The following is a 15521-nucleotide window of genomic DNA, read 5'->3' as shown; positions in this document are numbered from 1 at the left end:
ATTTGTTGCACCTGTCCGGGTACTATGACCCCGCGTTGGGTTTGCTGTCTCGGACAAGCTACGCTGCAACACGAAATAGCCCGTTGCGGTTTTCGGCAGCCAGCAGTTTCAGCATTCGGCACTCCCTAATTGTGGGTCGCAAATGGAGAGCAAATCCTGCCCCCGCATCCAATGCTCAAGCCGCTGAACTCGCAAGAGATCAGCGGCTTTCGTCGTTTCTGGGCCAACCTGCCATAGACCCCGCAGGTAACTGAACCGGTCCGGGATTGTCGGCGGCTCCAACTCCTGAGAGGATGGGGCTACGATGAGCAAGACAACGAACAAATTTTCGGCTGAGGTCCGCGAGCGGGCTGTTCGGCTGGTGCTGGACCACGAGAAGGATCATCCGTCGCGATGGGCGGCAGTTTCATCCGTGGCATCCAAGATCGGGTGTTCGGCGCACACGCTGAATGAATGGGTCAAGAGAGCCGAGGTAGAAAGCGGCAGCCGTGCTGGCATTCCGCTGGATGTGCTGGAGAAGTTGAAGGCGCAGGAGCGGGAGATCCGTGAGCTGCGCCAGGCGAATGAGATCCTGCGCAAGGCATCGGCATATTTCGCGATGGCGGAGCTCGACCGCCGACAGAAATGATGCTGGGCTTCATCGATGCCCACCGCCAGGAATACGGGGTCGAGCCGATTTGCGAGGTTTTGCCAATCGCCCCGTCAACTGTGCGTCGGCATGCGGCCCGCGCCGCTGATCGGGCCAAACTGCCGGCGCGGGCACAGCGCGATATCGGCTTGAAGGCCGCTATCCGCCGGGTGTTCGAAGAGAATTTCCAGGTCTATGGGGTGCGCAAGGTGTGGCGGCAGTTGCAGCGCGAGGGCATCCAGGTGGCGCGCTGCACGGTCGCGCGGCTGATGCGGGAGATGGGCCTGCGCGGTGCCATCCGTGGAAAGCCGGTGAAAACCACCATTGCCGACAAGGCCTTACCCTGTCCGCTGGATCGGGTGAACCGGCAATTCCGGGCGGACAGGCCCGATCAACTGTGGCTTTCTGATTTCACGTATGTGTCCACCTGGAGCGGGTTCGTCTATGTGGCTTTCATCATCGACGCCTTTGCCCGGCGGATCGTCGGCTGGCGAGTGTCCCGGACGGCCGACGCCGGTTTTGTCCTGGATGCCCTGGAGCAGGCCCTGCACCAGCGCCGACCGAAGGGGAAATCCGGACTGGTTCACCATTCGGACCGGGGCAGCCAATATTTGTCCATCCGATACACCGAGCGGCTGGGGCTGGCCGGCATCGAACCGTCGGTCGGCAGCGTCGGCGATTCATACGACAATGCCTTGGCCGAAACCGTCAACGGCCTCTACAAGGCGGAGGTCATTCACAGGCGAGGACCGTGGAAATCCTTTGAAGCCGTGGAATACGCAACCCTCGAATGGGTCGACTGGTTCAACAACCGACGCCTGCTCGAGCCTATCGGAAATATCCCGCCCGCAGAGGCCGAACAACGCTATCATGACGCCGTGAGCATTCAGCAAATGGCAGCATGACTCACGAACTTTTGCCGCCGACAATCCCGGCGCGGTTCAAACCGTCAACTGGCGGGGTGGGCTGCGTTCTACAAGGGACTATCGGGAATTTCGTGCTCGGCTGGGCCATAGTGATGCGAAAGGAGCTTCACAATGGCACGACGCAAGGAACCGATTATCCCCGACGCTCTTCTGGACCAGTTGCTGGCTGGCGGCGACGCGAAGGCCGCTTTTGACCAGAACGGCCTGCTTGACCAGTTGAAGAAGGCGCTGGCGGAGCGGGTGTTGAAGGCGGAGATGGACCACCATCTTGCCGGCGACGAGAGCGGCAACCGCCGCAACGGCTACGGCCGCAAGACGGTGCTGACGGATACGGGGTCAGTGGAACTGTCGGTCTCGCGTGACCGGGCCTCGACCTTCGATCCGCAGTTGATCGGCAAATATCAGCGCCGGTTCCCCGGGTTCGACGACAAGATCATCTCGATGTACGCGCCGGGCATGTCGACGCGGGAAATTACCGGCCATCTGCGGGAACTGTACGGGATCGAGGTGTCGGCGGACCTGATCTCAGCGGTGACGGACGCGGTTCTGGATGAGGTGGCGGCCTGGCAGACCCGGCCGCTGGAAGCGGTCTATCCCCTGGTTTTCCTGGACGCGCTGCGGGTCAAGATCAGGGACGAAAGTCTGGTGCGCAACAAGGCGATCCACATCGCCATCGGCGTGCGGGCGGACGGCACCAAGGAGGTGCTGGGCCTGTGGATTGAGCAGAACGAGGGGGCGAAATTCTGGCTGCGGGTTCTGAACGAGCTGAACAACCGGGGCGTGGAGGACATCCTGCTGGCCGTGGTCGACGGGCTGAAGGGCTTTCCCGAGGCCATCGCTGCCGCCTTCCCGGAGACGAGCGTGCAGACCTGCATCGTCCATCTGCTGCGCCACAGCATGGAGTTCGCCTCCTGGAAGGACCGCAAGCCGGTCGCCGCCGCCCTGAAGAAGGTCTATGACGCCCTGGATGACAAGGCCGCCGAAGCGGCACTGACAGAATTCGAGGAAGGCCCCTGAGGTCAGAAATATGAGGCTATCGGCAAGGCCTGGCGCCGTGCTTGGCAGGAGGTCATCCCGTTCTTTGCCTTTCCCCGCGAGGTCAGGCGCATACTCTATACAACAAACGCCATCGAGGCCCTGAATTCAAAGCTCCGCCGGGCCGTCCGCGCCAGGGGGCATTTCCCCAATGACGAGGCGGCGCTGAAATTGCTGTTCCTGGTCTTGAACAGGGCCGAGAAAGAATGGAAGATGCCCGCACGTGAATGGACGGCAGCCAAGGCGCAGATGGCCGTCCTGTTCGGCGACAGGTTCACAAAGGCGATGAACGCCTGATTTCAAACCGCCCAGCCGAGCACGGAATTCCTGATAGTCCCTCGGAATGACCAGCTCCGCCCCCCTGTGGGATCAAGCCGGCACCGGCGTTGCCTCATGTCATGGCTATGCTGTGGTGGCGATCCGCGCGAGAGGAATTTGGCGCGGCTGACCTTCCTCCATGGTTGCATGCGGTTGGAAGACGTTCTTGGCCGGATCAGAGCCAACTCGATGGAATATCTGCATGAACGGTCTGCTCATTCGCTGAGAAATGCGTATCCCACGATGTTCCTCGTGGGGTGAGGCCCTGCACATCATCAAAATACGCTGACGCCTTGCGCAGGATTTCGTTCGCCCGGCGCGGGTCAGTCGGCTCTGACGTGATCAGCCCCCCTATGACGACGGCAGGTTCGCATCGAGGAAGGCCATCATCACCTGATTGAACCCGTCCGGGTTGTCACAGTTGGCGACATGGCCGCTGTCCGGGATCTCGACGAAACGGCTTTGGGGATCACGGGCCAGCCAGCGCGGGATGATCTGACGGATGTTGCCCAGGGCCTCATGCTCCCCACGGGCGATCAGGATCGGGTGCCGGATCGCATATCCGGGCACGTCATGCACGGCGCCGGCGATGCCGCCGCAGATGGCCAGGATGTCGCTGCGGGAGAGCGGGGCGATCATCTCCTGCAGCCGGCGCTGGGCCGCGGGCTTGATGGCGGATTTCTCCATCGATGTCTGCTTGAACTTTGCCACCGGATAAAGCCGCATCAGCAGGGGGAACAGGCGCAAGGCCCACCGTTCAGCGCGGGTCGGGCCGATGGTGCTGCAGGTGCAGCCCAGCAGCACCGCCGCCCAGCATCGCTGCGGATGGCGCCGCAGCATCTCCTGGCTGACATTGCCGCCGATGGACTGGCCGACCAGCGCCACTTGTTCCTCGCCCATATGATCCAGCAGGGAATTCAGGTCGTCGGCCGCCAGGCCGGTCGCGAACGGCCGTCCATAGGGGCGGGAAAGCCCATGGCCGCGCGGGTCCCAGCGCAGGGTGCGATAGCGGGTCTGCAGGGCCGCCACCTGATCATCGAACATCCGGTGGTCCGTGAAGGCGCCGGGTGTGAGGACGACCAGAGGGGCATCCGGGGGACCGCCGATCCAGTAATGGATATGGCAATCCCCCGTGTCGAAGATGTGATGGGTCTCCGATGCCACGGCCATGTCAGAACCGGTACCGCAGGCCGGCCTGGAAGGTGCGCGGCTCGTTATAATAATAGGACAGGAAATTGTAGGTGGCGCCGATATAGTTCACGCCATCCACGATGTAGGTCTTGTCCGTCAGGTTGCGGACACCGGCGAAAAGCTGGATGTCCCCGTCCCGCATCGAAAAGGCCAGGCGGGCATTGGCGATGGTATAGGCGTCGCGGTGCAGCAGGGGGCTGTTCAGGATGTTGATGAAGGTGGCGGAGCGGTAGGCCACGTCGCCATCCAGTTCCAGCGCCCGGCCGTCGCCCAGCGGCAGCGTATAGTTCGCGTTCAGGCTGGCCGTGAATTTCGGAGCGTTGGGCAGCGTCTTGTCCGCGAAATCGCCGATGATCGGGTTGGTGAAGGAAGCGAACCTGTCACGGAACAGTGAAACCTGCCCCGACAGGGTCAACCCGTCGGTGACACGCCCCGTCAATTCCATTTCCGCCCCCCAGGAGGAATAGCGGCCGGCATTGGTGAAATAGGAGGTCGGGCTGGGCGGCGTGCCGACAAAGGCCAGCAGGTTGGTCTGGTAATCCTTGAAACGGTTGTAGAACAGGGCCGTGTTCAGGGTCAGCCGCCGGTCCAGATGGCTGGATTTGTAGCCCAGCTCATAGGTCTCGCTGGTTTCCGGGGTGTAGGGGGTCGCCACGGCGGCGTTCGCCGCGCGCGGGTTGAACCCGCCGCTCTTGAACCCCGTGCCATAGCTGGCATAGAGCATCTGGTCGGGCGTGAGCTTGTAGTCGAGGCCGATGCGCGGCAGCCAGCGTGACCAGCCGTCACCCAGATCATAGGCGAAATTGGCCGTGGGGAACACATCATTGACCAGACTGGACACGTAATCCTTCTTGTCGCGCGTGAAGCGCAGGCCGCCGCTGATCGACAGCCTGTCCGTCGCCTGCCAGACGGCGTTGAGATAGGCGGCATAGCTGCGGTTCTCCAGGTCCGTGGTCTGGATGTAATTGTTGGCGATCGGCACGTAGAAGCCGGGTGCGGCCTGATAGGGCAGCGTGTTGGGCACGCCGATCACCGATTGCGTATGTTCCTTGAAATAGTAGAGGCCGCCGACAAAGGACAGGTCCGGTCCGATCTCGAAATTCGTCTGGAATTCCTGGGAGAACTGGCTGGTCTCCTGGTCCTGGTTGGACGACATCAGCAGATAGGGGAAACTGTCGTAGTCGAACGCCTGCGCGAACTCCAGCTTGCGGTAGGAGGTGATCGACTTCACCTCCAGGCTGTCGCCCCGCCAGGCAAGCTGTCCATTGAAGCCGTAGCTGTCCTGGTCATTGCGCACGGGCGTGTCGGCCCGGCTCTCACGGGGGCGGAGCGGAAGCTGTGGCGTGAAGGGTGGGGTGTTGGGCGGAAAGGCCACCGCGACCATCGGCGTGGGGGCGGCCGGCGTGGACCGGTCACGCATGATGTCGAAGGTGACGCGCGCCGTCAGGCTGTCAGTCAGTTCGGCCAGCCCCGTCACCTGACCGCCGATATAATCGCGGTCCTGCAAATCCTTGCCCGTCAGCAGGTTGTCGACGAACCCGTCGCGGGTAACGCGCAGCATGCTGGCCCGGATGCCGGCACGATCCTCCACCAGCGGCACGTCCAGCGACGCCTTGCCTGAGAACAGGGATTTCGACCCGCCGGTCAGGGTGATCTGGCCGCCGGCCTCCGACAGGTCGGGGTCTCTTGTGTGGACCTTCAGGGCACCGCCGCTGGTGTTCTTGCCATAAAGCGTTCCCTGTGGGCCGCGCAGCACCTCCACACGGGCGATGTCCACCGTCTCGAACAGCGCGGCCTGGGCCCGGCCGATATAGGCGTCATCCAGGTAGATGCCCACGCCGGGATCGAACATGAACAACTGGTCGCTTTGCCCGACGCCGCGGATATAGACCGAGGCATTGTTGTTCGATCCGCCGAACGCATAGAAGGTGGCGTTGGGAATCTGTGACTGGATGTCGGCGATATTGGCGCTGAGCCGGCGGTCCAGTGTCTCTCCGCTGACCGCGGTGACCGCGACCGGCACATCCTGCAGCCGTTCGTTGACGCGCCGCGCCGTGACGATGATCTCCGCCAGCACATCCTCCTGCGCGTGCGCCGCAACGGGGCACAGGACCAGCGGCAGGGCCGCCACGCACAGATAACGGGCTTGTTTCACCATGACCTCCCTCGGGCTATTTATTTTGTCCAGAATACATAAACGATCGTTCGCATATATGTCAACGGGTCTGCATACGCCGGTGGTCGGATATCGAAAATCCTTGCGCAACTTCGGCTATCATCCCATGAATCAGGGCGTCCGGGCCTGTTCCCACAGGCTCCGATCAGCCTTTTGGGACCTGTTGCCGGGTCCCCCTGAACCGATCCGGTATCGCTGAGACGAGATGAAATCGCCGACCTCCCCCCGATCGACAGCATCGCGCCGGCAGAATGGGGCCGCCCCCCCGCCACGGGAAGCCGAAGATGGCGGCCCGGTCGATCGCCGGCGCAACAATTCGCGCGCGCAGATCAAGCGCATCGCTTCCGAACTGTTCTTCCGGCACGGTTATGAGGCGACATCCATCCGTACCATCGTCGATGCCTGCGGGCTGACCCCCGCTGCCTTCTACAATCATTTCGCCACGAAGGAGGCTCTGCTGCGGGAGATCGTGGAGGAGGGGCACGAGACGGTCGGCCGCATGATGGCGGACGCGCTGCAGGCCGCATCCGATGGCGCGGCCGATCGCCTGCGGGTCATCGTGGCGGCCTATGTGCGCTTCCATACGCATCATCAGGTTTTCGCCCTGGTTGCGAATGCCGAATATACCTCCCTGCCCGAGCCGCATCTGTCCGTGATGCGGGCGGAGCGCATCCGCCTGCGCCGGATCTTCGAGGAGGTCATCGAGGACGGGCAGCGCGCCGGTACCTTCGTGCTGCCGGCCGTCGGTACGGAATCCGCCGCCAAGATCGCCGCCATCGCCATCGGCGACATGTGCCTGCGCGTTGCCGAATGGTATCGTTCCAACGGCGCGCTCAGCAGCGGGGAGGTGGAGCGCGCCTATGCCGAATATGCCCTGCGCCTGGTGGGCGCCGGGGTCGCGTCAGCCTGACGCCGGTTCCGGCCGCAGGGTAAGGGGGGACGGCAGTGGGCGGGCCGTGGTGACGCGGATGGCGGAGGCCCCGTCGCCATCATGCACCCGGTTGTCGGCCACGATGCCAGCCGTGCCTGTGCCCAGGGGCGACATGTCGTTCAGGTTCGGGTCCAGATGGGGATAGTTGGCGCTTTGCACCTGCAGGCCCAGCCGGTGGCCGGTCCGCAGCCGCCAGGCGATGTCCCCCATGGGAATGGTGATGGCGACAGGCTGGTCCGGGACCAACGGTACTTCCCGGTCGAACCCTGCGCGATAGCGCAGCCGCAGCGTCCCGTCCGTGACGGGCAGCGTCGTTCCGTCCGGCGCGATGTCCAGCAGCCGGCAGACAACGTCCGTATCGACGCAAGAGGAGGAGAAGGTCAGGGCGGCCTCCACCGGCCCGATCAGGTCCAGGTCGGCCGGGACGGGCGGGGTGGCATAGCGCAGCAGGTCACCCCGCCCGTTCAGCCGGCGCTGGTCGATGGGACCCATGGCCAGCCCGCCCAGGCCCAGCGTGCGGCCGCCGACCGTAGGGGTTGGGTCGGCCGGGTCGTAGCGGTAGGCATGCTCCCCCGGACCGGACAGGGGGATATCGACCGTCACGGTGTCAGCGGGCGGCCAGGCCGCCGCATCGCGCCATTCCCCGGCATTGGCCAGGAAATAGCGCACGGGTGGGATCGCCACATCCGCCCCGTCCAGGTAGCGGCGGAAAAAGGCGATGTGCCGTTCGGCGATTCGCGCGCCGGCGCCGGAGGCGGCCAGCCCGAAATTCACCTCCCCATGCTGGGAAGGCAGATTGCCGCCATGGCTCCAGCAGCCCATGACCAGATGGGCATCGCCGCGGCCCAGCGCCCGTTGTTGCCGGAACATCGCCACCGTCGACTGCGCGAAGACATCGTACCAGCCGCCAATATGCAGGGTGGGTATATCGGTGATGTCCGGCAGGATGCGGGCAGCATTGGCCGGGTTGGCCAGATCGTCGAAGCGGATGGGAAAGCCCGGTAGCCGGAACAGCCCGATATCCCGCAAGGGCCGATGATCCATCAGCGCGCGCGGGTTCTGGGCGGCGCGCAGCACCTCGGCGACGGCGTCCTCGGGCAGGGGTGCGCCCGATGCCTGCCGGCGCTGCATCCAGTCCAGCGCCATGAACGCCACCCAGGACAGGATATGGTCCAGGCGGAAGCCGCCGCCCATCTCCACCTGCTCGCCCTGCGCAAAGGAGGCGATGGCCGGCGCGATGGCCCGCAGGTGCGGCGGTCGTCGGGCCGCCGTGACCAGTTGGGTGATCCCCAGATATGACGGGCCCGACATGCCGACGGCACCGGAACACCAGGGCTGGCAGGCGATCCATTCCACGCTGTCGTGACCGTCGTCGCCCTCCTGCTCCCACATCAGCGGCCTCCAGTCGCCTTCGGAACCGAAGCGGCCGCGCGTATCCTGCACGATGGCCGCGAATCCGGCCGCCGCCGTGTCCTGCGGCCGCAGGAAATCCGCATTGAAGGCGCGCCGGTCGTATGGCGTGCGGAACAGGATGGCCGATACCGGCCGGTCGGTGACAGGTCGCCAGATATCGGCGCGCAGCCGCACACCGTCCCGCATCGCCATCACCACATCGCGCTCGACCTGAAACCCGTCCATCGGCGGTTCTCCCTTTCTTTGATCCTTGCCGGGAAAAAGGCGTTTGACAACGTCATTTCCAGAATATACACAAACGATCGTTCATATAAATGAAAAAGCCGGCATGAAGGCGGGAGCCGCCGGCCACACGACCAACCTCAACCATTGAGGGTGACAGCAATGGCCATAGAGGCATCAATCATCGGGGTCGGGATGGCCAGACATGGCTATCGCGCCGACCAGGGCTGGCGGGATCTGATCTTCGAGGCGGGCAGCCGCGCCATCGCCGATGCCGGCATCGACCGCGCGGCCATCGGGGGCGGGCTGGTGTCCGTCACCTGCCCGGAGGCGTTCGAACAGCAAAATCTGGGGCCGCTGGCGGCTGAGGAACTGGGGCTGACCGGCGGTTCCTATGCCCAGGTGGTGGGCGCCTGCGCGGGGGGAACCATGGCCTTCCTGCATGGGGTGGACATGATCCGTTCGGGCCGCAGCGACTATGTCATCGTGATGGGCGTGGAGAAGATGTCCGACGTCTATTCCGTGTCCGACGCGCTGCTGTCCTATCCCGATCAGGATTTCGAGGCGCCGGCCGGGTTCGACTATGTCGACACCATGGCGCTGATGCATGCCCGCTACATGCAGAAATATGGTGCCACGCCGGAACAGGTCGCGGCCTTCGTGCGGCAGGACCGCTGGTACGCGGCCCGCAATCCCAATGCCATCGATTACCGCCGGCCCGCCCTGTCCATGGATGACATCATGGGGTCCGGCTGGGCATCCCGGCCCATCACGCGGGCGGAATGCGCCAGGGGCTGCGACGGGGCGGCGGCGCTGGTGTTGTCGCGCGCCACCGCCGGCCACCGCCGCGCCATCCGCGTGGCCGGCGTGGCGGCGGCCACCGGCCCCAACGCCATGGGGGCCAAGTTCGGCGCCTGGCCGGGGGGCGAGGATATCGCCGAGGCGGTGCCCACGGCACTGGCGGCCCAGCGCGCCTATCGCGCGGCGGGCATCGGTGCCGGCGATGTCGATCTGGCCCAGGTGCATGATTGCTTCAGCGTGATGGGATCGCTGCACTTGGAAGGGCTGGGCATCTTCCCGCGGGGGGAGGCGGCGCGCGCCGTCGCGGCGGGGGAGACCGCACCCGGCGGCCATTGCCCCACCAACACCGATGGCGGGCGCATCGGCCTGGGCCATCCCACGGGTGCCACCGGCATCAGCATCCTGTGCGAGACGGCGACCCAGCTTCGCGGGGAGGCCGGGGAACGGCAGATCGCCGACGCCCGGATCGGGGTGGCCCAGTCGATGGGCGGGAACAACGCGCTTTCCGCCGTCGCCGTGCTGACAGGAACCTGACCATGACACAGATGACCACTGCCCGCCCTGTCGTGGCCGGCCCGGCGCGGGCCTGGCGGACAAGGGCCGCCCGCTATGCCCTGACGGGCAGCCATTGCCGGCAATGCCAGGCCTATGCCTTCCCGCCTGCCCGCCGCTGCTTGCAATGCGACGGCACGCCCGAGCCGCATGCCTTCTCCGGCCAGGGTCGGATCGTCTGTCTGGCGGAGGATCACTCGCCGCTGGCGGGCCATGGGGGCCGGTCGCGCCGTCCCTTCGCCATGATCGCCCTGAAGGAGGGACCGGTGCTGATGGCCGAAATCGTCGATGCCGAATATGAGGAGCTGTCCCCCGACCAGCCCGTGGAAATGGTGGTCCGTAAATGGCGGCCAGAGCAGTCGGGCCTGCCGCTCTATGGTTTCAAGTTCAAGGTGGCGTCATGAGCCGGCCGGTGGGGATTATCGATATGTCCTTCGCCGCCCCGGCTGGCCGGCTGGCCACGACGGATATCGAGGCTGTCTGGCAATCGGCGTCGGCTGCCAGGACGGGGGTGAGGGAGCGCACGGTGCTGGACGCCGATGCCGATGTCATCACCCTGGCGGCAGAGGCGGGGCGTAACCTCGCCCCCCTGCCGGCACCGGTCGGGGCCGTGTTCTTCGGCACGCAGACCTCGCCCTTCCTGTCCCGGTCAGCGGCCGCCATCCTGGCGGACATGCTGGGGCTGACGCCGGCGGTCTTCGCCACGGATGTGCAGTTCGCAACCAGGTCCGGCACGGCGGCGCTGGCCCTGGCCATCGCCTGGGTGAAGGCCGGCCTGTCCGACCGGGCGCTGGCCGTCGGCGCCGACGCGCTGTGCCTGCACGCTGCCCCCGGCGACCCGCTGGAGATGACGGCCGGGGCGGGGGCCGTGTGCGTGCTGGTCGGCACCGAAAACGTGGCGGCGCGGTTCGAGGCGCTGGCCTCCACCGCGTCCGATCTGGCCGACGGGTTCCGGTTGCAGGGTGACGATTACCTGCGTACCGGCGGTGCCGGTCTTGCCGGCAGCGGCCTGGGCGACATGCGGCATATGGGCGGGGCCTGGACGGCGCTGGGCCGCAGGCTGGACGCGGATGCCCGCTTCGATGCCGTCGCGGTACAGCAGCCCGACGGCCGGGCTGCCGACAGGCTGGCCAAGGCCCTGAAGATCGACCCGGCCCTGGTCGGCGGCGGTGCCATAGCGCCGATGCTGGGCGATTTGGGATCGGCCTCGCCGCTGGCGGCGCTGCTGCTGTCGCTGGAGGGGCGGCAGCCGGGTGACAGGGTCGGGCTTCTGTCCTATGGCGCCGGGGCGGGGTCGGATGCCATGTCCTTCATCGTGGACCGGCCGCTGGATGCCGGATCGGTGCGCCGCGCCATCGCGGGGCGGCGGCCCGTGGATTATGCCACGGCCGTCCGCCGTGAAGGACGCTACCGCACGCATCAGCATCCGCTGGGTGTATTCGAATGAGCGCGGTGATCCCCAACGGCCGCCCGGCCGTGGTCACCGGGGCCGCGCGCGGCATCGGCCGGGCCGTGGCGGAACGGCTGGCGGCCCAGGGCACGCCGCTGCTGCTGGTCGACCGCGATGGTCCAGGCCTGCTGGAAAGTGCGGATCTTTGCCGGCAGGCGGGGCTGGTCGTGGAAACGCTGGTCGCCGACCTGCGCGACCGTGAGGCACCGGCACGCATCGCCGATGCCGCCCGCCGGGCCCATGGCGGCGTTGCCGTGCTGGTCAACAATGCCGGGATCGAGTTCCGGGGCGACATCCGGGCCCATGATGACGAGATATGGGATCGCGTGCTGGACATCAACCTGTCCGCCGCCTTCCGGCTGGTGCGGGCGCTGGCCGATGATCTGGCGGCGGCACCGGGCGGGGCGATTGTCAATCTGGCCTCGGTGGCGGTCGTCGGCTTCGCCGGGCAGGCCGCCTATGACGCCTCCAAAGGGGGGCTGGCCACGTTGACGCGCTCGCTCGCCATGGAGCTGGGTCCCCGGGGTGTTCGCGCCAATGCCGTGGCGCCGGGCTTCATCGACACACAGATGCTGCGCGATACGCCCGATCTGGCCGGGATGGCGGAACGGTTCGCCAGCACCCTGCCGGCAGGCAGGCTGGGCACGGCGGCGGAGGTTGCCTCTGCTGTCACCTGGCTGGCCTCGCCCCGCGCCTCCTACGTGACGGGGCACACCTTGTTCGTCGATGGGGGATGGATGCGGCGATGATGGACATGGGAGAGGACATGAAGGGCCGGCCCGTTCTGGTGACGGGGGCGGCGCGCGGCATCGGCCTTGCCATCGCCCGCGCCTTCGGCCGCCGGGGGGCCCGCGTCGCGGTCAATGACCGGGGGGAGGACGCGGCTGCGGCGGCGGCATCCCTGCTGCGTGGCGAAGGGCTGGATGCATTCGCCGTTGCCGGCGATGTCGCCGACGAGGCGGCCTGTGTCGCCATCGTCGCGGCGGCCTGTGACGGTGATGGGGGGTTGGCCGCCCTGGTCAACAATGCCGCCATCGGCCGGATGGCCCCGCTGGCCGATCACCGGCGCGGCTATTGGGACAAGGTGCTGGCCGTCAATCTGCTGGCCCCGTTCCAGCTTGTCCGCGCCGCGGAGGCGGCGCTGGTCCGGGCCGGCGGGGCCGTCGTGAACATCGCGTCTGCCGCCGCCTATGGCATGCACAACCAGTATTCCTACGACGTCTCCAAGGGCGGGCTGATCACGCTGGGCCGGTCGCTGGCGCTGGAACTGGGGCCGCGCGGGGTGCGCGTCAACAGCGTGTGCCCCGGCTATGTCGATACCGACATGCTGCGGGCCGATGACGGCCTGCGGCAGCAGGCGGAGAAGATGGCACGGAGCCTGCCGCTGCGGCGGCTGGCCCGGCCGGATGAGATCGCGGAGGCCGTGGTCTGGCTGGCGTCGGATGACGCCGCCTATGTCACGGGCCACGCGCTTTTCGTGGATGGAGGCTGGATCAGGCCATGACAACAGACAATCAGTTGAACGGGCAGTTGAACGGGCAAACCGTGCTGGTCACGGGTGCTGCCGGGGGCATCGGTACGGCGATGGCGCGTGTGCTGGCGGCGCGGGGTGCCCGTCTGCTGCTCACCGATCATGACGGGGAGCGGCTGGAGGCGCTGGCAGACGGAATGAACGCCGCGCATTTCTCCGCCGATCTGCGCGACCGTGACCAGATCGCGGCGCTGATGGAATGGGCGCATGGCCAGGGCGTCGATGCCCTGGTCAACAATGCCGGCATCGTCAGCAAGGCGAAGCTGGCGACCTTCCCCGACAGCGACTGGGACCGGGTGATCGAGATCAACCTGACGTCACTGCACCTGCTGACCAAACATTTCGCGGCCGGCCGCATCGCGCGGGGCGGGGGTGGCGGCATCGTCAATATCGCGTCCATGTCCTACAAGGGCATGACGCAGCAGGTAGCCTATGTCGCGTCCAAGGGGGGTGTCGTTTCCCTGACCAAGGCGGCGGCGCTTGAACTGGCCCGCCACGGCATCCGGGCCAACGCCGTGGCGCCGGGCATGACGGAAACCGACATGACCAACCCGGCCGATGGCAGCCAGGACAGCCTGCGCGACCGCATGCTGGCGCAGATCCCGCTGCGCCGCTACGCAAGGCCGGAGGAGATCGCCGCCGTCGTCGCCTTCCTGCTGTCGCCCGACGCCGCCTATATCACGGGCGAAGTCATCCATGTCTCAGGCGGGGCGAGGCTTTGATGACGCGGGACTTCACGGGCAAGACCTGTCTGGTCACGGGGGCGGCGGGGGAGATCGGGCAAGCCACGGCCCGGTTGCTGCGGGCGGGAGGTGCCAGATTGTGCCTGACCGACCGGCTTTTGGACCCCATCGCCGCCCTGGCGTCAGACCTGGACCCGTCGGGGGCGGAGGTGGTGGCCATCGCCTGCAACCAGACGGAGGCGGGTGATGTCGACCTGCTGTTCGCTACCCTGGCGGAGAGGCTGGGCGGGCTGGACGGTGCCTTCATCAATGCCGGTATCGGCCGCTATGGCGCGCTGCTTGAGGTGACGGCGGCGGACTGGCAGCGGCATGTCGATGTCAACCTGACGGGCAGCTTCCTGATTGCCCAGGGGGCCGCGCGGCTGATCGCGAAGGGTGCGCGCGGCGGGGCGCTGGTCTTCAACGCTTCCACGGCGGCGGCGCACGCGGCGGAACTGTTCGGGGCCTATGGTGCCTCGAAGGCCGGGCTGCGCATGCTGTCGCGGACGCTTGCCGGCGAGCTGGGTCATCACGGCATCCGGTCCAACCTGATCATGCCGGGGGTGATCACCACCCGCATGACCTCGGGTCTGCTGGCCGATCCCGGCATCAACGGCGATGTCGTGGCGGAAACGCCGCTGGGCCGGCTGGGCCGGCCGGAGGATGTGGCCGAACTGGCCGCCTTCCTGCTGGGCGACCGCGCCGCTTTCATCACGGGGGCGGAGATCCTTATCGATGGCGGCCAGACCCTGCACGGCTATCCCCGCTGGTTCAGCCGTGCCCCCGATGACGCCCCCAACCAATGGAGCCTTCATGCAAAACGCGGATGAAGCCGTCCTTCTCCAGCGCCGCGATGGCGGGGTGCTGTGGCTGACCATGAACCGGCCGGCGGCGCTGAACGCCATCGACCGGGAACTGGGCCTGGACCTGCTGCGCGCCTTCCGGTCGGCCGAACAGGACGGGACGGTGCGGGCCATCGTGCTGACCGGGGCCGGCCGTGCCTTCTGCGCCGGCGATGATATCGCGGGGCTGAAGGCCTTCCTGGATGGCGACATGGACCATCCGCGCGCCGCCGTCGATCCGGCCGACCGGTCCAGCCTCTACATGCGGGTGGCGGCCCTGATCACCCGCTGTCCCAAGCCGGTGATCGCGGCTGTCAACGGCCCGGCCTTCGGTGCTGGCACGGAACTGGCCTGTGCCGCCGACATCCGCTGCATGGCCCGGTCGGCGCGGATGGGCAGCGGCCTGGTCCGCATCGCGCAGGTAGGCAATGCCGCCTATCTGGGCCATGTGGTCGGCCATGCACGCGCCTTCGAGATTTTTGCCACGGGTCGCGCCGTCGATCCGGTGGAGGCATGCTCCATCGGTCTGGCCAGCCATGTGTTCGAGGATGCGGAATTCACCGACCGCGTCGGGCAACTGGCGCGGCAACTGGCGGACGGACCGACCCGCGTCATCGCCATGCAGAAGCGGTTGCTGGGCGCGTCGCGTGGACGCGGGCTGGACGAACGCGCGGCACTCCAGGAAGCTGCGCATCAGCGCTGCTTTTTCGAGGCCGGGGACGCGCGGGAGGGTGCGCGCGCCTTCATCGACAAGCGTCCGGCCGCCTTCAAGGGAACCTGACG

At 66.6% G+C, this 15521-nt stretch carries 13 protein-coding genes, 1 pseudogene and 1 other annotated feature; of the genes and pseudogenes, 11 read left to right on the top strand and 3 right to left on the bottom strand.

The window, feature by feature from the left end:
- The first annotated feature begins 304 nt into the window (after nucleotides 1-304).
- Nucleotides 305-1533, top strand: a protein-coding gene (locus ABC728_RS08560; protein WP_445376347.1) for an IS3 family transposase whose coding sequence is annotated in 2 segments (ribosomal slippage) — nucleotides 305-599 and nucleotides 599-1533 — 1230 coding nt in all. Because the reading frame shifts where the segments join, the coding sequence is not laid out codon by codon here.
- Nucleotides 586-702: a sequence feature (AL1L pseudoknot), on the top strand. It overlaps the preceding gene by 117 nt.
- Before the next feature lie 132 nt (nucleotides 1534-1665).
- Nucleotides 1666-2886: pseudogene (locus ABC728_RS08555) on the top strand (IS256 family transposase).
- Nucleotides 2887-3258: 372 nt separating this feature from the next.
- On the opposite strand, the gene ABC728_RS08550 reads toward ABC728_RS08555, so the two are convergent.
- Both ABC728_RS08550 and ABC728_RS08545 read right to left on the bottom strand, forming a co-directional pair.
- Nucleotides 3259-4077 (bottom strand): alpha/beta fold hydrolase, encoded by an 819-nt coding sequence (locus ABC728_RS08550; RefSeq protein ID WP_416622034.1) that lies wholly within the window; start codon nucleotides 4075-4077, stop codon nucleotides 3259-3261.
- A gap of 1 nt (nucleotide 4078) precedes the next feature.
- Nucleotides 4079-6256: a TonB-dependent receptor gene (locus ABC728_RS08545; protein ID WP_416622035.1), complete on the bottom strand. Its 2178-nt coding sequence runs from the start codon at nucleotides 6254-6256 to the stop codon at nucleotides 4079-4081.
- Between the two features lie 223 nt (nucleotides 6257-6479).
- Between ABC728_RS08545 and ABC728_RS08540 the strand changes: the two genes are divergently transcribed.
- Nucleotides 6480-7184 (top strand): TetR/AcrR family transcriptional regulator, encoded by a 705-nt coding sequence (locus ABC728_RS08540; protein ID WP_416622036.1) that lies wholly within the window; start codon nucleotides 6480-6482, stop codon nucleotides 7182-7184.
- On the opposite strand, the gene ABC728_RS08535 is transcribed toward ABC728_RS08540, so the two are convergent.
- On the bottom strand, nucleotides 7176-8843 hold the full coding sequence (locus ABC728_RS08535) for a CocE/NonD family hydrolase (protein WP_416622037.1): 1668 nt from the start codon (nucleotides 8841-8843) through the stop codon (nucleotides 7176-7178). The genes ABC728_RS08540 and ABC728_RS08535 overlap by 9 nt on opposite strands.
- Nucleotides 8844-9035: 192 nt before the next feature.
- Between ABC728_RS08535 and ABC728_RS08530 the strand changes: the two genes are divergently transcribed.
- The 8 genes from ABC728_RS08530 to ABC728_RS08495 are packed head-to-tail and all read left to right on the top strand — an operon-like array spanning nucleotide 9036 to nucleotide 15519.
- Nucleotides 9036-10175 (top strand): thiolase family protein, encoded by a 1140-nt coding sequence (locus ABC728_RS08530; protein WP_416622038.1) that lies wholly within the window; start codon nucleotides 9036-9038, stop codon nucleotides 10173-10175.
- Nucleotides 10176-10177: 2 nt separating this feature from the next.
- A complete protein-coding gene (locus tag ABC728_RS08525) occupies nucleotides 10178-10597 on the top strand; it encodes a Zn-ribbon domain-containing OB-fold protein (RefSeq protein ID WP_416622039.1) in 420 nt (139 codons plus the stop codon).
- A gap of 23 nt (nucleotides 10598-10620) precedes the next feature.
- Nucleotides 10621-11640: a hypothetical protein gene (locus ABC728_RS08520; RefSeq protein WP_416622040.1), complete on the top strand. Its 1020-nt coding sequence runs from the start codon at nucleotides 10621-10623 to the stop codon at nucleotides 11638-11640.
- Entirely contained in the window at nucleotides 11637-12392 is a 756-nt protein-coding gene (locus ABC728_RS08515) for an SDR family NAD(P)-dependent oxidoreductase (RefSeq protein WP_416622041.1), read from the top strand. The genes ABC728_RS08520 and ABC728_RS08515 overlap by 4 nt, the downstream gene beginning before the upstream one ends.
- Nucleotides 12389-13147 (top strand): SDR family NAD(P)-dependent oxidoreductase, encoded by a 759-nt coding sequence (locus ABC728_RS08510; protein WP_416622042.1) that lies wholly within the window; start codon nucleotides 12389-12391, stop codon nucleotides 13145-13147. The genes ABC728_RS08515 and ABC728_RS08510 overlap by 4 nt, the downstream gene beginning before the upstream one ends.
- On the top strand, nucleotides 13144-13896 hold the full coding sequence (locus tag ABC728_RS08505) for an SDR family NAD(P)-dependent oxidoreductase (protein WP_416622043.1): 753 nt from the start codon (nucleotides 13144-13146) through the stop codon (nucleotides 13894-13896). The genes ABC728_RS08510 and ABC728_RS08505 overlap by 4 nt, the downstream gene beginning before the upstream one ends.
- The gene (locus ABC728_RS08500) at nucleotides 13896-14726 is read left to right on the top strand and encodes an SDR family NAD(P)-dependent oxidoreductase (protein ID WP_416622044.1); all 831 of its coding nucleotides are present in this window, start codon (nucleotides 13896-13898) and stop codon (nucleotides 14724-14726) included. Before ABC728_RS08505 ends, ABC728_RS08500 begins: the two co-directional genes overlap by 1 nt.
- Nucleotides 14710-15519 carry an enoyl-CoA hydratase/isomerase family protein gene (locus ABC728_RS08495; RefSeq protein ID WP_416622045.1) on the top strand — a complete coding sequence of 270 codons (810 nt, stop codon included), beginning with the start codon at nucleotides 14710-14712 and terminating at the stop codon, nucleotides 15517-15519. Before ABC728_RS08500 ends, ABC728_RS08495 begins: the two co-directional genes overlap by 17 nt.
- Nucleotides 15520-15521: the final 2 nt, after the last annotated feature.

It is taken from the genome of Niveispirillum fermenti (assembly GCF_052474395.1).
Note: the sequence above shows the minus strand (reverse complement) of the source record. Positions and strands in the feature narration are given on the sequence as shown.